The organism is Pseudomonas sp. LB3P93 (assembly GCF_054898025.1).
In genome coordinates, this window is record NZ_CM142713.1 from 4,515,217 (window position 1) to 4,536,206 (window position 20,990).

Here is a 20,990-nt window from a genome sequence, read left to right on the forward strand (position 1 = left end):
CGAACCCGGAAGCTAGAGGCTCAGTCACCTGACGGAGAGTCCAGCCTTGGATTGGCAAACCCTGCTTACCCGCGAACGCCTCGGAAAGCCTCTGCACAGCCCGGAAGAACTCGGCCGCAGCCCTTTTCACAAAGACCACGACCGCATCATTTTCTCGGGTGCTTTCCGCCGCCTCGGGCGCAAGACTCAGGTTCATCCGGTGTCCAGCAATGATCACATCCACACGCGCCTGACCCACTCGCTGGAAGTCAGCTGCGTGGGACGGTCGCTGGGCATGCGCGTCGGTGAAACCATTCGCAGCGCCCTGCCCGATTGGTGCGAACCGAGCGACCTGGGGATGGTGGTGCAATCGGCTTGCCTGGCCCATGACATCGGCAACCCGCCCTTTGGGCATTCCGGCGAAGACGCGATCCGTCACTGGTTCCAGCAGGCCGCCGGCCGTGGCTGGCTGGACGCCATGAGCGAAGTCGAACGCAATGACTTCCTGAATTTCGAAGGCAACGCCCAAGGCTTCCGGGTGCTCACTCAGCTTGAGTATCATCAGTTCGACGGCGGCACCCGGCTGACCTACGCCACGCTGGGCACCTATTTGAAGTACCCATGGACGGCAAAGCACGCCGATTCATTGGGTTACAAGAAGCACAAGTTCGGCTGCTATCAGAGCGAACTCCCGCTACTGGAGCAGATCGCTCTTAAACTCGGCCTGCCGCAACTGGAGGAGCAGCGTTGGGCGCGCCATCCGCTGGTGTACCTGATGGAGGCTGCGGACGACATCTGTTACGCACTGATCGATCTGGAAGATGGCCTGGAAATGGACCTGCTGGAGTACGCCGAAGTCGAGTCTTTGTTGCTCGATCTTGTGGGCGATGATCTTCCGGAAACCTATCGCCAACTCGGCCCAATGGATTCGCGTCGGCGCAAACTGGCGATCCTGCGGGGCAAGGCCATCGAACACCTGACCAATGCCGCCGCCCGGGCTTTTGTCGAGCAACAGGAATCGCTGCTGGCGGGCACACTGCCCGGCGATCTGGTGGAGCACATGCATGGTCCGGCCAAGCGCTGCGTCTTGAATGCCAAAGACATGGCGCGCAAAAAGATCTTCCAGGACAAGCGCAAAACGCTGCACGAGATCGGTGCCTACACCACTCTCGAAATCCTGCTCAACGCGTTCTGCGGCGCGGCACTGGAACAACACAACGGTCGAACACCGTCCTTCAAGAGCCGCCGCATTCTCGACCTGCTGGGCAACAATGCGCCCGACCCTCACGGTCCTTTGCACACCTCGTTCCTGAGAATGATCGATTTCATCGCCGGCATGACCGACAGCTACGCCAGTCAAATGGCACTGGAAATGACCGGTCGTTCAAGCCACGGATGAGCAGGCATCGATCAGCCGCGTCAGGGCCTCCTGAACGGCTGATCGATTTTCCGCGCATTATTCATTTCAATCCCGGCGTCAACAGAATCGCCCACACCGTGTGCAGAGCCGACTGATCGATTGAACGGCCTGATCGCGAAATAATCTGAAAGAACAGCCGGCCAACACGGACTGCCGTTGTTGGGTTACTTGATCAAGCCCCTGAAACAATCAGACTTTAGAAACTTATTGACCTTGGCTTCATTATAAAAACACCGCAACAACCACACACCAAACCAAACATTTAAAACACAAGTAAAACGCTATCAACCAACCTGCCCGATGACTCAGACACGCATACAACACTTGCATACGTCCTCATGCAAAACCTAGTTGATCCGTAGGCCGATTCTTCTTCCGCCGTAGGAATTGTCCTATATTGCCACTACAGGCCCGTCAGTTCATGCCCCCTTCAACTATCTGAGCTAAGGTGCCCGCTTTATTTGAGCGCGTATGGGATTTGATTATGAAGTCCTGCCACCATCGGTGATTTCAACCACCTAGACTCAAACCCCTATATATGTAGGGTTTTGCGCTTCATTACGTATCAACATACCCCTTTTTTTCGTTGTCCGCTACAAAATAACGGGGTACTTTAGGGGTATCTACACCTTTCATCGCCTTCGGATACCCCCATGACAACGAGCCCCAACACTTCAGCCAAACGAAAGGCCGATAGCCCCGAAAACATCGCAGTCATTATCAAAGAGCTGAAGAAGCCCGGTAAGTATTCGGAGGGAACTATCAAAGGTTTGTTTCTGCAAGTAAGTACCACTTCGCAGTTATGGAGGCTCAAGTTTTTCTTGAACGGCGAAGAGGGTTTGTATTCCGTCGGCGCGTACCCAGACATCACCGTCGACAGGGCTCGAGAACTGGCACAGGAAGCCCGGACCGCCATAGCCCAAGGAATTCATCCATTAAAGGCGAAGGCCGCCAAGAAAGAAGCGCAGCAAGCCATGGAAGCAAACACGTTCCGCAAGGTCGCCGAACAGTGGCTGGACTTCAACTCGCACTTGGCACCGAAGACCGTCTCCGGGCACCGCGGCGCACTGAAAAACCACCTGAATCCTGTAGTCGGTGATGTGCCGGTGACTGAGATCGCCGTCCGCCACGTTAGGGCGGTTCTGGAACGCCTGGCCGCCTCCCCCACCGCGCAACGCTACGCGCTGACCCTGATGAAGATGATCCTCGGCTACGCCATGGACCACGAAATGGTCGGCCAGAACGTCGCCATAGGGCGCAAAGGACTGCTGAAGAAACATGAAACCAAGAGCCACGCGGCGCTGACTGAAGAGGACGAGCTGGCCGAATTCCTGCGCCGCCTGAACAACTACGTCGCCTACAACGACCCCGTGATTTCGGCACTGTGGTTGCTGGTACTGCTGCCGGTGCGCCCTGCCGAACTCACTGCCATGGAGTGGCCGCAGATAGATTTCGATAAGGCCGAGTGGCGCTTCGTGGTGCCCAAGACCAAACAACTCCTGATCGTCCCCCTACCTAACCAAGCTGTCGCCCAACTGCGTGCGCTCCAAGAGCACAGCCAGGCACTGAACAGACGAGGGATACCCAACACCGCACCCTTCGGGAAAACCGCCGTCAGCGAAGCCACTGCCCCACCGACTTGGGTGTTTCCGTCATCGGGGAAGTACGGCGTGCCAATCTCCGCCGACACCCTGCTGGTACGAATACGTACAGGGCTAGGGTATGAGCGCGGCACCATCACCAGCCACGGATTCAGGTCGACGTTCCGCAGCTTGGGGCATGGAAAGCTGGATATCGACCCAGTCGTTCTGGAGGCCTGCCTTGGCCATCGCCTACCGCATACCGGGGGTCTAGGGGATACGTACATGAGGTCGCCCCTACTAAGCCAAAGACGACTAGCCATGCAGGCCTGGGCGGACTACGTCGAAGGGCTCTGGGAAAAGGCTACCGGCCTCGGGTGCTCGAAATGACAGCTTTTAGAGCTTGGTCGCGTCTGTGCTGACCTTGAAGTCAGGAAATAGGCATAGCTTAGATTGTTATAAGCACTTACTTCTTAGCGCTGATTGGCACAAGAGGCTGGTTTTTATTACCTGGGGCCTCTGGATTATTAGGTGGCTGGCACAGGTGATAAAAATGCACAGGGTCCAGAATAGAGCGCTTCGGCACAGGGCGATTATCCCTTTTATTACCTTTATTACTCTCTCTAGTAGTAGAAGTATAAAGAAGTGAGTGTACAGGTTTGTACATGGTGTATATGTGCTGTAAAAGCGTAAAAGCGCTGGAATGCATTTCAGGTAATAAAGGTAACAACGGGTTTTGTGCTGACCGCTCTATTCCGGCACTTACAGCCCTGTATTAGCTCTTTATTAGGCTAATACAGGGCTAATACGATCTAATACTTGGAAGAATAGACAGCTCGGTCATTGCCCGCTATACCGGCCGCTTCCACTCTTTGTTCCAGTGACGCTTGACCGTGGCAAGGCTCATCCCTGAGCTCGCAACAATTTCACTCTGTGTCCTACCCATACCTTTCAATCGCTGTACGAGGATAGTGGTCCCAGTGGCTTCTGGCCTGCCCAGCTTCTTGCCGTCGGCCTTGGCCCTCGCCAGCCCGGCGTTTGTCCGCTCAATCAGTAGGTCCCGCTCGAACTCCGCAACAGCCCCCAACACCTGCATGGTCATCTTGCCGGCTGAGCTAGTGAGATCAGCGCCGCCCAGTGCAAGGCAGTGAACGCGAACGCCCATCGCCGCCAGCATATCCACTGTGCCGCGGACATCCATGGCATTACGACCAAGTCGGTCGAGCTTTGTGACGATCAAAACGTCTGACTTCTCCAGGCGCTCCAGAAGCTTCGCAAACTGCGGACGCTCCATAGCTACCGTGCTGCCTGAGATCGTCTCCACGATCACGCGCTGGGCCTCAACAGCGAAGCCTGCGGCCTGTACTTCCTGCACCTGGTTGTCGGTGGTCTGGTCTGCGGTGGAAACACGGGCATAAACAAACACGCGGCTCATTATCTAGATCCCCTACATTGTGGGTGTCAACAAACGTAGTGTCACCTTAATAGAGTGTCAACAAAGGGTCAAGCCATGATTGTTGCTACCTAGTATCAGCCCGACAGAAGGTAGCATCTAACGTTCGTTTGTTGAGCCAAGGTAAACAGGGCCATGCCTCCCAAATCATCGCGCAGCGCTGCAAACATTCATCGTCGATCGTTCGAGTCGTCGAACTTGAAGTCTGGTCGGCGGGGCTGCTGGCTGGGGGCTGCCAGGAAAGGGCCAGGTGGTTGGATTATCGAGGCACCGTATACCCCCATCGGGTCTTTTATTTCACGTCACACACGTAATCCAATAGTGAAAGGTCGCAGATATTTTCTAAAATCCCGATAGCGCTTAGCGTTTAAATCCAAAGGCTAACCCTGCCTATTCCGCCAACTTTCCAAAAAATAAAAATTATAATTTTTAGCTGCCTCCAGCCTAATAACGCTTTGCTAGACGCCTCGCAACTTAAAATTAAGCCACTAGGCTCCCGCTAATTTTAACTGCCGCCATTAACCCAACTTAAAAAGCTGCCTGTTTTAACACTGTGCCGCTTAACCACTAAGCATGCGGACACCTCCCCAATGCTATTTTCATGCCATGACAAATACCGCTCGTCTGATGATACGTGATAGCGTTGCATTTGAGGAGTAGTCTGGATCTCACCAGAAACCTGACTGGGGAGGTCGGGGACATGCAAACCATCATCACCACGCAGCAGCTGGCCAGCCTCGCAGGGCTCGACCCCTCCTATTTCACCTTGCACCGCGCCGAGCTACCGGGGGCCTTCGATGTGCCATCCGCCAGTCCACAAGGTGGCCGACCTGCCAAGGCCTACAACCTCGAGGACATCGCCGGCTTCATCCTGAACGAAACCAGTTTTCTGACTGACGCCGAGTGCCGTTTGCGTGTGGCCTTGAGCGCCAACCCGCGCAAGAGGAAATCGCCGATGGCCCGTTTCTACGATGCTCACACCCTGTTCGAAATCGACGGTGTCCTGGAAGTGGTGCCCCGTGACCACGGCGCCCTGTCGCCCGACATGCGCGCAAAGGTCGAAGCCTCGATGGCCCAGGAGCAGACAGCGCTCCATGCCCGGCGTGCCAAGCGTCAACCCCGCCCTAAAACCCACGCCACGCCTGGAGAATTCCAATGACTTTCCTCGAAGCGCTGATCGATTACTACGACCCGACAAACCCGGAGCCTGCCGTGGACCACGCCCAGTTCCTCGCCGCTGAGTTCGCGGCGATGGACGCCGGTAAATATCACCCGGCTGTGCGACCCGTCCGTGGCGTTGACCCGGAATCCGACCCGTCCATGGTGCAGTACGACCGTGCTATCGCGTCCCTGTCGCCCGACCCAACACCCACCTTGCACTAACTGCCGGCCGGTGCCGGGGGAGTTACCGAAATGGCCACGATTATGGAAATGCTCAACCAGGGCCTCGGCGGGCTGAATACGCCGCTCGGTCAGCTCGGCACAAGCCTGCTTGCCCAGTCCGGGCCGCAACAAGGCAACCCAGGCGGCGGTGCTCGCCTCGGCCAGGCCTTGGCGGGCATGTCCGAACTGCAGCGTGCGCAAGCCCTGCAGCAATACCGAGAACAGATGATTGCGCAGCAACAGGCGGCACAAAACTTTCAAGTGCAGCAGGCCCAGGCCAAGGCTGAACAGCAGCAACGTCAACAACAAGCGTTCGCTGATCCTGCTTTACAGCAGCAACTCGGGCCGATGGCGAAGCAGTTGGCAGCGATGGGGATCGACCCCGACACGATCCTGAAAGCTAACAACAACGAGGCGCTACAGGCTCACGGGGCTGCGCAATTGCAGCAGCAACAAGCGCAGTTTGCCCAAACCCAAGCCCGCATAGGTGCCGGTGGTCAACCACCCGGCCCGAAACAGCCCGCCAATCGCCAGATTTACGAAGAGCCTCTGGAAAATAATTTGATCCAGAAGCACATCTATGACCAGGCCACCAACAGCTACAAGCCGCTCGGCAAGCCTTATCAGCGGTTCGCCCCGACCAAGGCCGACCCGTTGCAGGATCTGCTCGGTGAAGTGATGCCCGACGACAATACCAGTGCCGGTCCAGCTGTGCCGGGCCTTCCGGGCTCGAATGTATCCTCTACGCCGCCACCGCAGGGCGCTGAACTGCTCATGCACGGCAGTGGGTCGAACCCAATGGCTCGCAAGCCCGCCAGCCCGCCTGCTGCACCTACGGGTGATCTGGCTGCTGCAAAAAGCGCAATTGCATCAGGTAAGTCGCGACAGGCCGTAGTGGCTCGACTCACCCAGGCCGGGTACACCGCCGCGCAGATCCAGGCTGCGGGGATCTGATCATGGCCCTGTCCTTCGACGACCTGCCCGACACTGTGCCAAGTGCTGACGGTCTGTCTTTTGATGATCTGCCGGACGAGCCGGCTGGCTTGGCAGCCCCGTCTGCACCTGCACCCGCAGACATCGCTCTGCCCAACCGAACAGCCGGCCAATGGGTAACGGACATCGGCGGGAGCGTCGGACGCGGCGCTTACAACTTGTTCGATGCCGCTGCCGGTCTGGGCGACATCGCCACAGGCGGCAACGCCACACCGTGGCTCGCCCAACATGGTCTGGATTCCAAGGCGGCGCGTAAGGTGCTGGACGACGAAATGTCACCACAAGCCAGAGCGCAGCAACAGGAAGTAGCTAACGCTAAAGGCTTCGGCCCGACCGTCGCGGCGATGCTGCAAAACCCGGCGTACACCGCAGGTCAGATCGTCCAAGCCGTGCCAACCATGGTCGTCGGCGGTGTCGCTGGCAAATCCGCCGCGCTCGGTGCCAAAGCGTTGGGGATGAATGCAGGGCGCGCTGCACTGGTCGGTGCAGGTACAGGTGAAGGCCTTGCAACTTCGGGGCAGCTCGCGTCCCAGGTGGTGCAGCAAACAGGTGATCTGACACCGGCACAGACCGCGATGGCGCTCGGTGCAGGTGGACTCACCGGCCTTATCGGTGCCGGGTCCGCTGGGTTAGGTGGTCGCCTTGGCGCGGCTGATATCGATGCCATATTGAGTGGCGCTGCTGGCCCCGCCGCTGGTCGTAGCATGCTCGGCAGGTTGGGTATTGGCGCTGGTATGGAAACCGGCGAAGAGGCGCTGCAATCGAGCCAGGAACAGGTCATGCAGAACGCCGCGCTGGGCACTCCATTGACCCAAGGTGTCGGCAATGCCGCAGGCCAAGGTGCGTTGCTCGGCGGGCTTATGGGCGGCGCGGGTGGCCTTCGTCGCCCGAACATGACTGCCCCACAGTCGCCCCCTGTGCCCATGCCGGCGCAACAGCAGCAGGGCCAGGCCGCGCCAGCATTTACTACGCAGGCCATGCCAGCGCCTACCCAAGCGAACAGCGCCACCCCAAGCGCACCACAGGCGCCTGCAGCGTCAACTACTCCATTCGCTGGTTCGACCAATGTCCGCCCTTTGTTCGAGTCGATGGGCATGGATCAGACGCAGATGGACAAGAGTCTGGACCTGCTGCGCGATGTTGAACCCGACATTCAAGCTGGACGCCGCGACACTATCAGCTGGGAAGAAACAGGCCGGCTCGCCGCGCTGACCGGCACCACTGTCGAGAAGCTGCGCAAGCACCGCGTAGGTGTCGCGTTCAATGCTGAAGAACAAGTCGCGGCCACTCGTCTGCTGAAAGACCAGACGTTAAAAACCCTCGAACTCGGCAGCAAGATCACAGCCGGCACAGCTGGCGAAATCGACCAGGCCAATTTCCTGCAAGCGCTCGCGGATCTGCGCACGACGCAGAAAGCCGTAATGTCCAGCCGTGCCGAGATTGGTCGGGCGATGTCCGCCATGCGCGCCGATGTCACCTCGATGAAGGAAGCCAGTCGGATGCTGGAATCTGTCGGCGGTGCCCAGGGCGCCAAAGCGATCGCCGACGCGTTGACCACTGCCGCCCGTGTGGGTGGTGTAGAGGCTGCCAACAAGATGGCACGGGCCTCTGGGTCTGATGCTTTCTGGACGTTTTACAAATCCGCGTTGCTGTCGTCTCCGGACACGCACGTCGTCAACATGGTCAGCAACCTGTTCACCAGCGGCATGCAGGTACCGACTCGACTCCTTGCGGGGGGTATTGGTGCCGTCAAGCGCGTTGTTGGCTTGAATGGTGAAACCCGCATGGGCGAAGCGGGCTACCAACTGGCTGGGATGCTCGAGGGATCAATCAACGGTGCCAAAGGCGCAGTGAACTCATGGCGTACCGGCGAAGACGCATTCGGCGGCAACAAGGCCGAGATTTACCGCACGGATTACCCAGGCCAGAAGGTGTGGGGTGTGCCGCTGCGCCTACTGCAATCGGAAGACGCGTTCTTTAAGAACCTCAATGATGGTATGGAGCGTTATTCAGTCGCCTACCGCATGGCTTCCCAAGAGCTGAAAGGTCAAGGTCCAGCCGCAGTACACAAGCGTGTGCAAGAGCTGATCGCCAACCCGCCGAAAGAACTGACTGAGGCAGGGCAAGATGCGGCGCTGTTCCACACGTTCAACAACAACGCCGGAAAACTCACCCAGGCGGTGAACAACCTGCGTCACTCGCTGCCGCACGGCACCGGCAACTTGGTGGTTCCATTCCTGAAAACTCCCGCGAACCTCATTACCTACGCCGTCAAACACAGTCCCGCCGCGCCGATTTTCAAAGAGGTCCGCGCCGACCTGAAAGCCGGTGGTGCGAAGCAGGAAGAAGCGCTTGCCCGGATGGGCATCGGCTCGTTGTTGATCTCCCTCGGTGCTGTCGGTGCCATGAACGGCTCGCTCACTGGTGGCGGCCCTGAGGATCAGAAGGAGCGCCAAGCGTGGCTCGCTGCCGGAAATCAGCCGTACTCGATGAAGGTCAAAGGCAAGTGGTACGCCTATAACCGGATCGAGCCGCTGGCCTCGCTTGTCGGCGTTGCTGCCGACATTGCTACTGGTGCCGAGGATCAGCATCTGGGGTTGGCTAGCATCTTCAAAGCAGTCGGCCGCAACTTCACTTCCAAGACGTGGCTGCAAGGGCTCTCCGGCGTCATGCAGGCGATGTCCGACCCTGACCGCTACGGCGAAAGTTTCCTCGCTCGCACTGGTGCCACTCTGGCGCAGCCGGTCACGCTGCTGAGCCACCTTGGACGATATCAGGACCAGTACCAGCGCGACAGTGACCGGGGCAATTTCCTTGACCAACTCAAGTACCGCCTGCCCGGTGAGACGTTCGGCCGCGAGTCCTTGCCGGTCAAAACTGACCACTTCGGCCAGCCGATGATGGAAGCGCAGCGCCAGATTGGTCGTGCCGGCCCGATCCCGATCAGCACACCTTCAGATGATCCCGTCAGAGTCGAGGCCGCTCGCATCGGCTGGGTGCCGGGGGCAATGCAAAACCACTTCACTATCTCGCTTAAGGAACGAGGCAAAAAACGCTACGAATTGACGGATGACCAGCTGCGTGAATTGAACGAGTTGGCCGGCGCCAGGATGCACGCCGCTGCGAAGAACCTGATGCGCACCCGGTACTGGGATTCCCTCGACGACGACGAGCGTGCTGACCAGTTAGACAAAATCATGAAGGGCGCCCGAGCAACCGCCAGGCGCGCATTTGTGCCATTTCTGGAACGCGGGAAGAGAGGGTTGATCGACCTCTATCGTAAACAAACCACCAGTTGGAAAAAGACCCAAGGGGGGTAAGAAATGAATACCGAGATTGAAATGCTTAAGGCGAAAGAGGCTGTCGCCACAGCTGTCAGAAAGGTAGCCGAGCTGACAGACGTTGGACTTCAGTTACATGGTGAGGATCTGCGCCAACTGGCTAGAGGACTCGTGACCGCGCTTCGAGGGCTCAGGACCGCCAACGAACACTGCCGGGAGTTAAGAAATGACCACTAGACACGAAGTCGATGTCGCCACCGCTGCCGTGACGAAAGCACGGGCCGACCTCGACGAACTCTTGCGCATCGAGCGGCTACTCGAAACCGAGCTGCCGACCGCTCGCGCTTTGCTACAGGTATCAGAAAAGCAACTGCGCGAGTTGACTCGTCCCAGTGCGGCAGCGATTCGCGAAGCCGAGCTGCAACTGCTGCACAGCAAGATCACTGAGGCAAACCAAAATGGGGAATGCAGTCATGTTTGATGCCGGGGAACTGAGAAACTTGCGCCGCGAGGCCGAGATCAATCACATCGATTTTTCGCGGGCGAAGATCCGCGCCGCCAAAGACGGGGGCTATGTCGTGGTTTTCGACCCGCCGCTGTACGACCTGGGCTCTGTGCTGCTCGATCCACCCGGCGAAGTCGACGCCCGTACCGCGGCGATTGCCGAGGGCGAAATGCTCATAGGGCTGATAAAGATCCAGCGGGCCGAACGCTACCGACTACGCACAGGGCGTGTGTTCGGTTGGTCACAGGACCAAATCAGTCGCCGCCCTCTGGCCGCTGCCGAGGTCGACGAATACCTGGCCAGCATCACCCACAGAAAAGAGGTCGCCAAGCTGCAACGTGAGTTGGCGCAGGTTCTCGAATCGAACGCCAAAACCGCCGCCAGCAATGCCGGTGCCGACGAGCTGAAGAGCCGCTACGGCCTGACCAAGCGTAAGACCGCAGAGAAACAGAAGGGTGACTCGGCACCAGCCAGCGCCAAACCCAAACGCGCACCATCCCGCACAGGAGCGAAAGTCTAATGGCCGGTAACGAAGAGTTTGATATCAGCGAATCGATGGCGGCAGAGCTGACCGGCTCGCTCGGTGTGCCCGACAACGCCACCACTGATGATGTGCTGCCCACTGATCTGGCCAGCGCTGTAGAGGGGCACGACCGCCACATCGCAGAGCGAGACATTCCGGTCAACAACGACGTGGATGACACCCGCGAGGCTGCCGACCAGCGCGACGTCGAGCAGGACCAATCCCAGCAACGTGGTCGTAAAGTGCCGCTCGCTGCGCTGCAAGAAGAGCGCCAGAAACGTCAGGCGCTTGAGCTGCAACTGCAGGCGCAGGCTCAGCAGCTGCAACAGCTCCAGGCTCAGCAGCAGGCCGCACAGCAGGCACAATTGCAGGCGCAGCAGGAAGCTGAAATTCCATCGTTTGAAGATGACCCTCAGGGGTACATCCTCGCGAGGGAAAAGCAGTTCAAGCAGGAGCTTGAAAACCTGAAGGGCGGTCAAGTTGAGCAACAGCAGGCCGCACAGTTTCAGGCGCAGCTCGAGCAAGACAGAGCAGCTGTATTGCCGGCATTGGTCGAGACGGAAACGCAGTTCATGGCGGCTCACCCGGACTACCAGCAAGCCCTTGATCATGTGCAGCAGAACGTTGAGTCCAGCCTGCGACAGATGTATCCGCAAGCCGACCCGACCCAATTCGGGGTTTTGAGGACCGCTGCCCTGGTGCAGTTCACCAAGCAGTGCCAGTCGAACGGCGTTAACCCATGCGAGCACATCTACCAGCGCGCTCAGCAGCTCGGTTTCAAAGCTGCCAGCCGTGCCCCGCGCAAAGCGCCCAACACCAGCCTGAGTGACGCCCACGGCAGTGCCCGCGCACCGGACGAAAAGGGCTCGATGTCCGTGTCCCAGGTCAGCGAAATGACCGAGGCCGAGTTCGACAAGTTCTGGAGCCAGATGAAGTCGGATTCGGCTGTGAAGCCGGCGTACTGAGGGGGTGTGCCATGCCACGACATTACGAAAAAGTGCCAAGGCCTCTTCGCGTCGAGACGCTGCTACGGTGTCTGCAAGAAGATATCGAGCACTACGGTGGCGAGGACGTAAAGCAGCGTCGGCGTTTGCTGCTACGTGGCTTTCGTGCGGGGTTCTGGGTGGCACTCGAGAGGCCGGGATTGGAAGAGGTCGCCCGGACGCTGCGCGCCGAGTTGTTCGGTCACCCGGTGGTGCTGGTGGCCACTGCCGAAGAAGACGATGAACTGTGCCAATCCGGCACTGACAGTGAGGTGTGAAATGATCGACAAGCGCGATGGCGTGACGAAGAAACCGGTGAAGCCAGTGGAGTATTTCCAGCAGGCGAATCCCGGTAAACGGCCACGGGGTAACGGTGGGAAGAAAGGCAAATGACCGGTGTGCAGCACAGACGACAAGGGCGCCCATGGAGAGCGCCCTTTTTGTTTTGCCGGTGTTAGAACTCCATCGGCAGGTGTTGTTTGGGGCCGACCCACTTGAAGGCGCCATGTACATCGTTGAGGATTCCCTGAAGTGCGCTCAACGACTCCACTGAGACGTCGACCTCCCCAAAGTGACCGTCTCCCATCGTCGAACCGTAGCGAGAGCCGCCCAAGTTGTCGAGGACGAGTGCGTTTGAGGGCTGGAGTTTGAGGGGCTTTTCTCCCGGGCCTAATGCTCGTACACGATCCTCCATATGGTGTGCACTGTTGCGGACACCACGTAGGTCTGGGAAAAATTCAACTATCTGTTCATGAATCTTGGCAATCTCACCCGGAACGCCCTCGGTCTTGGAGAGCACACCTAAATACTTGTCGAACCCGTCGAGAGCGAAGAGGAATGCCTTGGCATAAATTAACTGCGCCGCTTGCGCAAACGCCGATGGTGGTCGACCGGCGCTCCATCGTTCATGTTTGAAGCGGATGTCCGCCTCGAGGACGATGTTCATGTAGTCTACATTGCCATTGAAACCAATCTGTGGCATGGCTGCCTGAATGGCCTCTTGCAGTATCTCGTTACGTCGATGGGAACCCTGCTTGCGCGCTTCAGGGGTGTAGAGCGCAGCGACCTGCTGCTCTGCCTGCGCAAATAAATTGAGGGCGACATTGGCGTCCAAGAACTGTCGCTGAAGCCCGTACAGCAATGGGTCGATCTTCAATGTCCAGTCAAAGTCCTCATAATCCAGTCGAATGCCAGGAACGACTATTTCAAAAACCAACACTGCACACCTCCTTATGCAAGAACGCTTTGATCGGCCAGTTTAGTGTGCATCTGCGAACTTGCTAGCGGTGTTGCTGCACCAGTTTCGCTAGGCCTTGGCGGATGTGCCCTTCGTTCGAGCTGATCGCTTGCAGGGCGCCACGGACGTTCTCGGCGGCCACGGAGTGGCCCTGCTGCTCGACCAGCAGCGTAAGCTCCATGATCGCGGCTTCGAGTGCCAGCTGATTGTTGTAGAGGCGTTCAAGGGTTGCAGGCAGAGAGTATTCAGGTGCTGGCATGGTTTCGACTCCGTTCGAGGAAACCGCAAGCGTAGCAGTACAGGGTGAAGAGCGGGCGCGGCATGGCAGATATACAACTATGCTTCTTTCCTTATACATCGACGTCGATCATTCAGCCTTTGCATGGAGTAAGAGCGCATGAAATGGAGCCTCGTTGTGCTGGGCGTCACGTTGATACTCAACGGCTGTGCGATGTCTTCCAAAACCTACACCCCTGATGGCCGCGAAGGGTTCAGCATCAACTGCTCAGGTTCAGCCTTGGATTGGGGCAAGTGCCTCGAGAAGGCCGGTTCTCTGTGCGGTGCACGCGGGTATGAAGTCTTGGAAAGATCTGGCGACACAGGGAGCGTGATCGGGGGTGGCCAATACAGCTTGTACGGCGGATCGGTCATAACCAGGACCATGCTCATTGTGTGCAAGTAGGGCTTCGGTGGTGTGCGCGTGGCGCGCCTAGCTGATTTCAGTAGTTGTCGTATTCAGGTTAAGCGCAGGCATCATCTGCCACCGCTCGCGCATTGTGGATCTCTCGCCGACTCGCACCTCGCTGCGCCTCGAGGACTTCGAGGTGCGACAGCGCCACGTCGCACAGTGCTTCCTGTTTCCGGCTTGCTTCGACGGACCACTGGTATATCCCGCCGACCACCAGCACAACGAGCGCGAGCTGCATGCCGCGCCCCAGCCATTCAATCCAGTCAACTTTCATCGTCTCCACCCTCGAACGGCGGCATACCCTCAGGGGCGATGCCGTCTTTGATGTAGTCAGTCCACACGGTGTCGGGTCGTTGGTCCCACCAATCAGGATTGTCCGAACACCAGCACTTGCGGTTTGGGTTGGTCGAGGGCTTGCCCTCTTTGTCGGGTTTGAACAGCTGCTTGAATCCGAGTTTGACCAGCATGCCCGGCAGTGTCTGAGGACTGATGCCATAGGCCTTCATGGTCGATTCATAGGTGGGTACGCCCGCCAGCTGGATGAAGATGCTCTGGCAGCGCACGAGCTGCTTGGCGAAGGGGCCTTCTCGTCCGGCGATACGCTCTTCCAGCCAGTTGATGCCGTGCCCGCGTGCGGCCCTCTGCATTGCTCGAGCGGCGTCCGTTTGCGGCACTGGTGCGTGTGCGTCCCAGTCGGAAGGGAATTCCCAGTTAGCCAGAACGTTCGCCAGCGCTGGCGCACCGGGGCCGTCAATCCAGTCGATCAACTCCTTGTAGTACTGGTCGCTCTGACGATCAGCCAGGCAGCGCAGCACCGCGATCCGGCCGTCTTTTTCCATCAGTGGCAGTGCATCGGCATGGTTCGAGGTGATGATGTAGTGGGCGATGTTTTTGATTTCCTTGGACGCTACCCCTTTGCCTTCGAACTGCATCGTTGGCTCAGAAATGGTGTTCTTGAATTCCTCAACCGCGTCCTTGTCCTTGGGTCCAATTCGCACTTCGTTGATGAAGATGATCCGCTTGTGCAGGATGCTGTCGTTGAACTTCGACGTCAGGATCTTGCTGCTGCCGCTGGTCAATACCAGAGGGGCGCCGAACACCTTCGAGATGAGTCGGCCTAGCAAGTTTTTCCCTACGCGGCCTTGTTGCGAGTACAGCAGGACGGCGGTTGGCATCTTGATTTCCGGCGTCTGATACAGCTGTGCCAGCCAGCACAGGAAGAAGGTCACGCCGACCACGTCACCACCCGCCAGGTACATCAGGTGGTTGGCCAGGATCGCGATGTCCTCGGCCGTGGCGCTGGTGTTGCGCTCGGCCATCGTTTGCTTGAGCTGGTGCCAGCGGTTGAATACGTCAGGGCAATCGTCGGTGTCCTGAAACGCGGCCTTGCTGGTCGGTTCCATGACGATACGCCTGACCACCCGGCGGTCGGGCTCATTCCACTGCCACCAGATGTCCCCAGCCGGCGCCTGCTTCCACGTCATGTTGCCGTCGTTGTCTGCAGTCAGTATCTGGATGCCGCCGTAGTGCTTGGCGCAATACTGGCGCATACCTTCCTTGCAGAATGTGTCACCGCTTTCGATGTGGTAGGCAACGACCTTGCCACCGGAGGCCAGCATCACAAAATCTTCGCTGATGTAGCGAAGGATTTCGCGGGACTCAAGATCAATATCTCCAGCCTTGGGGAGTCGGTCGGTGGGCTGTGGGGTCACCTGCCGGCCAGCGCTCGAGGGCGCCAAAGGCAGTGGGGTTGTGCTCGCCCCAAACGGCACTTCGATATTTGGCACAAGGGGCGGGTGGGCTTCGTCTTCTGCCTGTTGCTGGGCTTCGTCGCGGGCGTTTCTGGCCTCGGTAGCGGCTGCACTGATCGACTGGATACGGTCGACGTCGCCACGCTGCTGTGCGTCTTCCATGGCTTGTCTGGCGATCGCGGCAAGGGCGTCCTGCTGGTCGCTGTCCTCGGTGTCCAGGGCCGCGTTGAAGGCTGACAACCAGGCGTCAGCATTCCACTCTATGGGTTCGTTGGCCGCTGGCTGTGGGTCCACGTTGAAGGACACGGCGGAGGTGGTCGCTGTGCCTGTGATCGATTGCACAGGTGCTGGCAGCACCGACAGGGCCGGATTACGCTTGGCCTGAAATTGCGCGGCGAGGTCGAAAATCGACGGCTTGAGTCGGTGACTCGCGGACGCGGTCGAGCTATAATTACTCATCAGGAAATACCCCTTAACCCCTTTGAGTTCGCGCTCCTTGGGGTTTTCTTTTGTCCGTAGGAAATTCAAGCGGGCTGGCTGGCACCGTCGAAGGCCGCCAACGGGCTGGCCACAGGGCGCGCAGCAGCGCGCGCAAGAATGAAGGCGTCCACCTCGCTCTTCAGCCATGCGACCTTGCCAGCGCTGCCGTTGCGGCGCGGCGGTCCGACCTCTACGGGTGCCTTGAGCCAGCCAGCGGCGACGTATTTGTCCAGGGTTGTGCGGCTGCCGATGCCCAGTGCGTACATCACGTCTTCCGGGGGCATCAGGACATCGACGGTTGCGACGACTTCTCGGGTGCGGGCTCTGCTCATTTCAGATACTCCTGCCGGGGTAGCTTTCGGGGTACATCATCGAGCGGCCAGCTTTAGGAGCCTTGGTTTAGAGCGCCTGTTTGCACATGTGCCGCAGTTGATTATGAACTCCGTTTTTATTGTCGACGATCACCCTGTCATCCGTCTTGCCGTCCGAATGTTGCTCGAACATGAGGGCTACAAAGTCGTCGGCGAAACTGATAATGGGGTCGACGCCATGCAGATGGTTCGTGAATGCATGCCCGACCTGGTCATTCTCGACATCAGCATCCCCAAACTGGATGGACTCGAAGTTCTCTCTCGTTTCAACGCAATGAGTACCCCCCTGAAAACACTGGTATTAACGGCCCAGTGCCCGACACTTTTTGGTATCCGCTGCATGCAATCTGGCGCATCAGGTTATGTATGCAAACAGGAAGACCTGAGTGAATTGGTGAGCGCAATCAAGGCAGTACTTTCAGGTTACAACTATTTTCCCAGTCAGGCCTTGAATCCTGTTCGTGCTGACGATGAGCGATACGCCGACTTGGAGTTATTCAAGTCAGTCAACGACAGGGAGTTGATGGTATTGCAACTTTTTGCCCAGGGTCGGACTAACAAGGAAATTGCCAAGGGCATGTTTCTGAGCAACAAGACTGTCAGCACCTATAAAAAACGCCTTATGCAAAAACTCAAAGCCAAGTCACTCGTTGAACTCATTGATATGGCAAAACGCAACGCGTTAGTGTGAGAGACAGGATGCCCAGTCGTATAAAGGATTATCTGATACTGCTGACCGCGGTTTTATGCCTGAGCACCTCAGCGCACGCGGTACAGACGGCGAGCGAGCATTACACCCTGCTCAGCCGTTCAATGACCGGACACATGGAAGTCCAGCTGGATAAATCGCAACAACAATGGCTTAACACCAAGCGTGAACTGATTCTGGGCACCTCTGCCCCCGACTATCCTCCTTTCGACCTGACCGTCAGCGGCCATGACTACGAAGGCTTCACCGCTGACTACGCGGGCATCCTGGGCAAGACCACTGGTTTGCCAGTCAAGGTTCAGCGCTACGCTTCACGGGGAGAGGCGATCGAGGCATTGGAAAAAGGTGAGGTCGACATGCTCGGTAGCGCCAATGGTTTCGAAGCCCGCAATGCCGACATTGTGCTGTCCACACCCTATGCCGTGGATCAACCGGTTCTGGTGACGCGAGAAGGAGAAACCAGGTCCCTGAGCGATGGCCTCGCCGGGCTGCGGCTGAGCATGGTGTATCACTATTTACCGCTGGACGAAGTCAAGGCCCTGTACCCGAAAGCGATCATCACTTCCTACCCCTCCTACCAAAATGCAATCAATGCGGTGGCTTTCGACCAGGCCGATGTTTTTCTTGGCGACACCATTTCCACCCATTACATGATCAACAAGGGGTATCTGAACAACATCCGCATGGCCAACTTCGGTAAACACGAAGCCCACGGTTTCAGCTTTGCCGTGCATCGGGACAACCCGGATCTGCTCGAGATCATAAACGCAATCCTCAAAGCGACCCCTGGCAACGAGCGAGAAAACATTGCCAAACGCTGGAGTGCGGGCAGTGACATGCTTCTCACCGATCAGAAACTGCAACTCACCGACCGCGAAGAACGCTGGCTGGCGCAACATCCAGTCGTACGCGTCGTGGTCAACGAAGCTTTGGCACCGCTGACTTTTTTCGACAGCAACGACAATTTCCGGGGCGTCTCCGCCGACTTGCTCGAGCTGATCAGATTGCGCACCGGTTTGCGCTTCGAGATCCATCGCAGCCGCAACGATGACGAGATGATCGAGCAGGTCAACAGCCATCAGGCCGACCTGATCGCCGCTCTCCTCCCCAGCGCGCAGCGTGAAACGATGCTGAACTTCAGCCGTCCTTATCTGGAAAACTCCGTTGTGCTGCTGACTCGCAAAGCGGCCGGCAGCCCGTCAAACCTGACGCAGCTCAAGGACCAGCGCCTGGCCATCGCCCAAGGCAATCCGATTGTGGATTACCTGCGCCGCGAGTTCCCGCGAATTCATCTGATCGAAACGCCGGACACCTTTAGTGCCGTGGAACTGCTCGCCGAGGGTCAGGCTGAAGGTGCAGTGAGCTCATTGGTGATCGCCAACTATTTCATCTCATCGCGAATTTTCGAGCACACACTCCAAATCAGCACCACCATCGGCACCCGGCAAGCCGCGTTCTCCCTGGCAACCGGACGCGACGCCAAAGAGCTGGGCTCGATCCTCGACAAGGCACTGCTGAGCATCGCGCCGGAAGAGCTGGGCATAATCAACAGCCGCTGGCGAGGCTACTCGTCCGCCTCGCAAAGTACCTGGCGCAATTATCACCGGGTGTTCTATCAGATCGTTCTCGGTATCGGCTTGCTGCTGCTCATTTCCGTGACCTGGAACGCTTACATGCGTCGCCAGATCAATCAGCGGCTGGCCGCCGAACTCGCCCTGAACGACCAGCTCGAATTCATGCGATCGCTGGTCAACGGAACGCCTCATCCCATCTATGTGCGTGATCGCCAGGGCTTGCTGCAAAGCTGCAACGACAGTTACCTGGAGACCTTCGGCGCCAGACGCGAAGACGTGATGGGTAAAAACGTCATGCAGGGCGGCATGAGCAACTCATTTGAAGCGCATAGATATCAGGCCGATTACCAACGCGTCGTGGCCGAAGGGACGCCGTTGATTCTCGACCGGCCATTGCATATCGGTGACCGCACGCTGACGATCTATCACTGGATACTTCCCTACCGGGACTCCAGCGGTGAAGTGCAAGGCATCATTGGCGGCTGGATCGACATCAGCGAGCGCCGACAACTGCTCGATGACCTGCGTGCCGCAAAAGAGCGTGCGGATGAAGCCAACCGCGCCAAAAGCACCTTCCTGGCGACCATGAGTCATGAAATCCGAACGCCGATGAACGCAATCATCGGCATGCTCGAACTGACCCTCAAGCGTATCGATCACAGTCATCCGGATCGCCCGGCCATTGACGTGGCCTACCACTCGGCGAAAGACCTGCTGAACCTGATCGGGGACATTCTTGATATTGCGCGAATTGAATCCGGTCGCCTGAGCCTGAGCCCGGAACGCGTCAACCTGAGGGAAACCGTGGCGTCGGTGGTGCGGATCTTCGACGGACTGGCACGCCAGAAAAATCTTGGCCTGCGGCTGGACTTCAACCCTGCCGAACCACCCTCCGACGTCCTGCTGGACCCGATGCGCTTCAAGCAAGTGCTGTCCAACCTGGTGAGCAACGCCATCAAGTTCACCGAACAGGGACAGGTCCGGATTGTGGTCGAGCTGCATCCGACCGACGAACCCGAGCGGATGTTGCTGCAGCTGCAGGTTCAGGACAGCGGGGTCGGGATCAGTGAACAGGATCAACAGCGTTTATTCGAGCCTTTTGCCCAGGCCGACAATGCCGGGCAATCCGTCAGAGGCGGTGCGGGGCTTGGCCTGGTGATCAGCCGCAGTCTGTGCGAGATGATGGGCGGCAGCCTGCAATTAAGCAGCCAGGCCGGTATCGGTACTCAGGTCGAGGTCTCGCTGAACCTTGCAACGCTGCCACCCGAGCGGGCGACGAAAACCGCCGAGCCGCCTATTCATACAACCGCGGCGGTGCTGAACGTCCTGGTGGTCGACGACCATCCCGCCAATCGCTTGCTCATGTGTCAGCAACTGGAGTTCCTGGGGCATCGCTCCAGCGCCGCACCGGATGGCGAAGCGGGGTTGAAAGCCTGGAAGGACGAGTTGTTCGATCTGGTGATCGTCGATTGCAACATGCCGATCATGGATGGTTACGAACTGGCTCGCACCATTCGCCACCACGAACAGCAAACCCGGTGCCGGCCTTGTACCGTGCTGGGGTTCACCGCCAATGCACAGCCGGAAGAAATCCAACGCTGCAAACTCGCCGGAATGGACGACTGCCTGTTCAAACCCCTCAGCCTGACAGCCTTGAGTCAATGGGTTGGAGGCGTTGCGCCGATGGTCCGCGCCCCGGCCTTCAGCCTTGCAGGACTGCACCTGTTAACGGGTGGCAGCCCGGCACTGGACCAGCGATTGTTGTCCGAATTACTGAACAGCAATCGTCTGGACCGGCAAGAATTGCTGGCGTTATCCCCCTCAGAGGACCGGCAGTCGTTCATCGACGTTGCCCACAAAATCAAGGGCGCAGCGCGAATCGTCCAGGCCTGCCGACTGATCGACAGCTGCGAGGCGCTCGAAAACGCCTGTCATGAAGTGTTCCACCCTGACGAAGTCGTCAATTGCACCAAGGCCATGGAGCTCGCCATGCTCGAACTGGAGCAGGCATTGCAACAACAGATAGGCCAAAACGACGAAAGCAGAATGACGGAGCCTTAACTATGCTTGGACGCTGAGC

18 protein-coding genes and 1 pseudogene are annotated in these 20,990 nt (G+C 58.2%); 13 read left to right on the top strand and 6 right to left on the bottom strand.

The features are described 5' to 3' along the window. Positions 1 to 46: 46 nt before the first annotated feature. From ACYZT8_RS20320 to ACYZT8_RS20330, 3 genes and pseudogenes are all read left to right on the top strand, one after another. Complete coding sequence (locus ACYZT8_RS20320) at positions 47 to 1,378, top strand: deoxyguanosinetriphosphate triphosphohydrolase (protein WP_461975393.1); 1,332 nt, start codon at positions 47 to 49, stop codon at positions 1,376 to 1,378. 156 nt (positions 1,379 to 1,534) lie between these two features. Then, positions 1,535 to 1,627, top strand: a pseudogene (locus tag ACYZT8_RS20325) (response regulator); the annotation flags it as partial. A gap of 425 nt (positions 1,628 to 2,052) precedes the next feature. Beyond that, positions 2,053 to 3,369, top strand: a complete 1,317-nt coding sequence (locus ACYZT8_RS20330; protein ID WP_461975395.1) for a tyrosine-type recombinase/integrase — start codon at positions 2,053 to 2,055, stop codon at positions 3,367 to 3,369. A 460-nt stretch (positions 3,370 to 3,829) separates the two neighbouring features. Here ACYZT8_RS20330 and ACYZT8_RS20335 read toward each other — a convergent pair whose 3' ends face one another. Then, the gene (locus ACYZT8_RS20335; RefSeq protein WP_461975397.1) at positions 3,830 to 4,414 is read right to left on the bottom strand and encodes a recombinase family protein; all 585 of its coding nucleotides are present in this window, start codon (positions 4,412 to 4,414) and stop codon (positions 3,830 to 3,832) included. A gap of 718 nt (positions 4,415 to 5,132) precedes the next feature. Here ACYZT8_RS20335 and ACYZT8_RS20340 point away from each other — a divergent pair. From ACYZT8_RS20340 to ACYZT8_RS20375, 8 genes are all read left to right on the top strand, one after another. Then, positions 5,133 to 5,591 carry a hypothetical protein gene (locus ACYZT8_RS20340; protein WP_461975399.1) on the top strand — a complete coding sequence of 153 codons (459 nt, stop codon included), beginning with the start codon at positions 5,133 to 5,135 and terminating at the stop codon, positions 5,589 to 5,591. Next, the gene (locus tag ACYZT8_RS20345) at positions 5,588 to 5,815 is read left to right on the top strand and encodes a hypothetical protein (RefSeq protein WP_461975401.1); all 228 of its coding nucleotides are present in this window, start codon (positions 5,588 to 5,590) and stop codon (positions 5,813 to 5,815) included. Before ACYZT8_RS20340 ends, ACYZT8_RS20345 begins: the two co-directional genes overlap by 4 nt. 30 nt (positions 5,816 to 5,845) lie before the next feature. Continuing rightward, complete coding sequence (locus tag ACYZT8_RS20350) at positions 5,846 to 6,769, top strand: hypothetical protein (RefSeq protein ID WP_461975403.1); 924 nt, start codon at positions 5,846 to 5,848, stop codon at positions 6,767 to 6,769. A gap of 2 nt (positions 6,770 to 6,771) precedes the next feature. Continuing rightward, positions 6,772 to 10,128: a hypothetical protein gene (locus ACYZT8_RS20355; RefSeq protein ID WP_461975405.1), complete on the top strand. Its 3,357-nt coding sequence runs from the start codon at positions 6,772 to 6,774 to the stop codon at positions 10,126 to 10,128. A gap of 187 nt (positions 10,129 to 10,315) precedes the next feature. Next, positions 10,316 to 10,570, top strand: coding sequence for a hypothetical protein (locus ACYZT8_RS20360; RefSeq protein ID WP_461975407.1), 255 nt, complete (start codon positions 10,316 to 10,318; stop codon positions 10,568 to 10,570). Next, the gene (locus tag ACYZT8_RS20365) at positions 10,563 to 11,114 is read left to right on the top strand and encodes a hypothetical protein (protein WP_461975409.1); all 552 of its coding nucleotides are present in this window, start codon (positions 10,563 to 10,565) and stop codon (positions 11,112 to 11,114) included. The genes ACYZT8_RS20360 and ACYZT8_RS20365 overlap by 8 nt, the downstream gene beginning before the upstream one ends. Then, positions 11,114 to 12,082: a hypothetical protein gene (locus ACYZT8_RS20370; protein WP_461975411.1), complete on the top strand. Its 969-nt coding sequence runs from the start codon at positions 11,114 to 11,116 to the stop codon at positions 12,080 to 12,082. The genes ACYZT8_RS20365 and ACYZT8_RS20370 overlap by 1 nt, the downstream gene beginning before the upstream one ends. Positions 12,083 to 12,093: 11 nt before the next feature. After that, on the top strand, positions 12,094 to 12,378 hold the full coding sequence (locus ACYZT8_RS20375; RefSeq protein WP_461975412.1) for a hypothetical protein: 285 nt from the start codon (positions 12,094 to 12,096) through the stop codon (positions 12,376 to 12,378). Positions 12,379 to 12,554: 176 nt separating this feature from the next. Here the strand turns inward: ACYZT8_RS20375 and ACYZT8_RS20380 are convergent, their stop codons facing one another. The 5 genes from ACYZT8_RS20380 to ACYZT8_RS20400 all read right to left on the bottom strand — a co-directional run bounded on the left by ACYZT8_RS20380 (position 12,555) and on the right by ACYZT8_RS20400 (position 16,588). After that, a complete protein-coding gene (locus tag ACYZT8_RS20380) occupies positions 12,555 to 13,319 on the bottom strand; it encodes a hypothetical protein (RefSeq protein WP_461975414.1) in 765 nt (254 codons plus the stop codon). Positions 13,320 to 13,380: 61 nt separating this feature from the next. Continuing rightward, positions 13,381 to 13,596 carry a hypothetical protein gene (locus tag ACYZT8_RS20385; RefSeq protein ID WP_461975415.1) on the bottom strand — a complete coding sequence of 72 codons (216 nt, stop codon included), beginning with the start codon at positions 13,594 to 13,596 and terminating at the stop codon, positions 13,381 to 13,383. A 481-nt stretch (positions 13,597 to 14,077) separates the two neighbouring features. Then, entirely contained in the window at positions 14,078 to 14,299 is a 222-nt protein-coding gene (locus tag ACYZT8_RS20390; protein WP_461975417.1) for a hypothetical protein, read from the bottom strand. Further along, complete coding sequence (locus ACYZT8_RS20395) at positions 14,289 to 16,235, bottom strand: primase-helicase family protein (RefSeq protein ID WP_461975419.1); 1,947 nt, start codon at positions 16,233 to 16,235, stop codon at positions 14,289 to 14,291. The genes ACYZT8_RS20390 and ACYZT8_RS20395 overlap by 11 nt, the downstream gene beginning before the upstream one ends. A 65-nt stretch (positions 16,236 to 16,300) precedes the next feature. Beyond that, positions 16,301 to 16,588 (bottom strand): helix-turn-helix transcriptional regulator, encoded by a 288-nt coding sequence (locus tag ACYZT8_RS20400; protein WP_461975421.1) that lies wholly within the window; start codon positions 16,586 to 16,588, stop codon positions 16,301 to 16,303. 103 nt (positions 16,589 to 16,691) lie between these two features. Between ACYZT8_RS20400 and ACYZT8_RS20405 the strand changes: the two genes are divergently transcribed. Further along, positions 16,692 to 17,318: a response regulator transcription factor gene (locus ACYZT8_RS20405; protein WP_094468347.1), complete on the top strand. Its 627-nt coding sequence runs from the start codon at positions 16,692 to 16,694 to the stop codon at positions 17,316 to 17,318. A gap of 8 nt (positions 17,319 to 17,326) precedes the next feature. Continuing rightward, on the top strand, positions 17,327 to 20,971 hold the full coding sequence (locus ACYZT8_RS20410; protein WP_461975423.1) for a transporter substrate-binding domain-containing protein: 3,645 nt from the start codon (positions 17,327 to 17,329) through the stop codon (positions 20,969 to 20,971). The last annotated feature ends 19 nt before the right edge of the window (positions 20,972 to 20,990 follow it).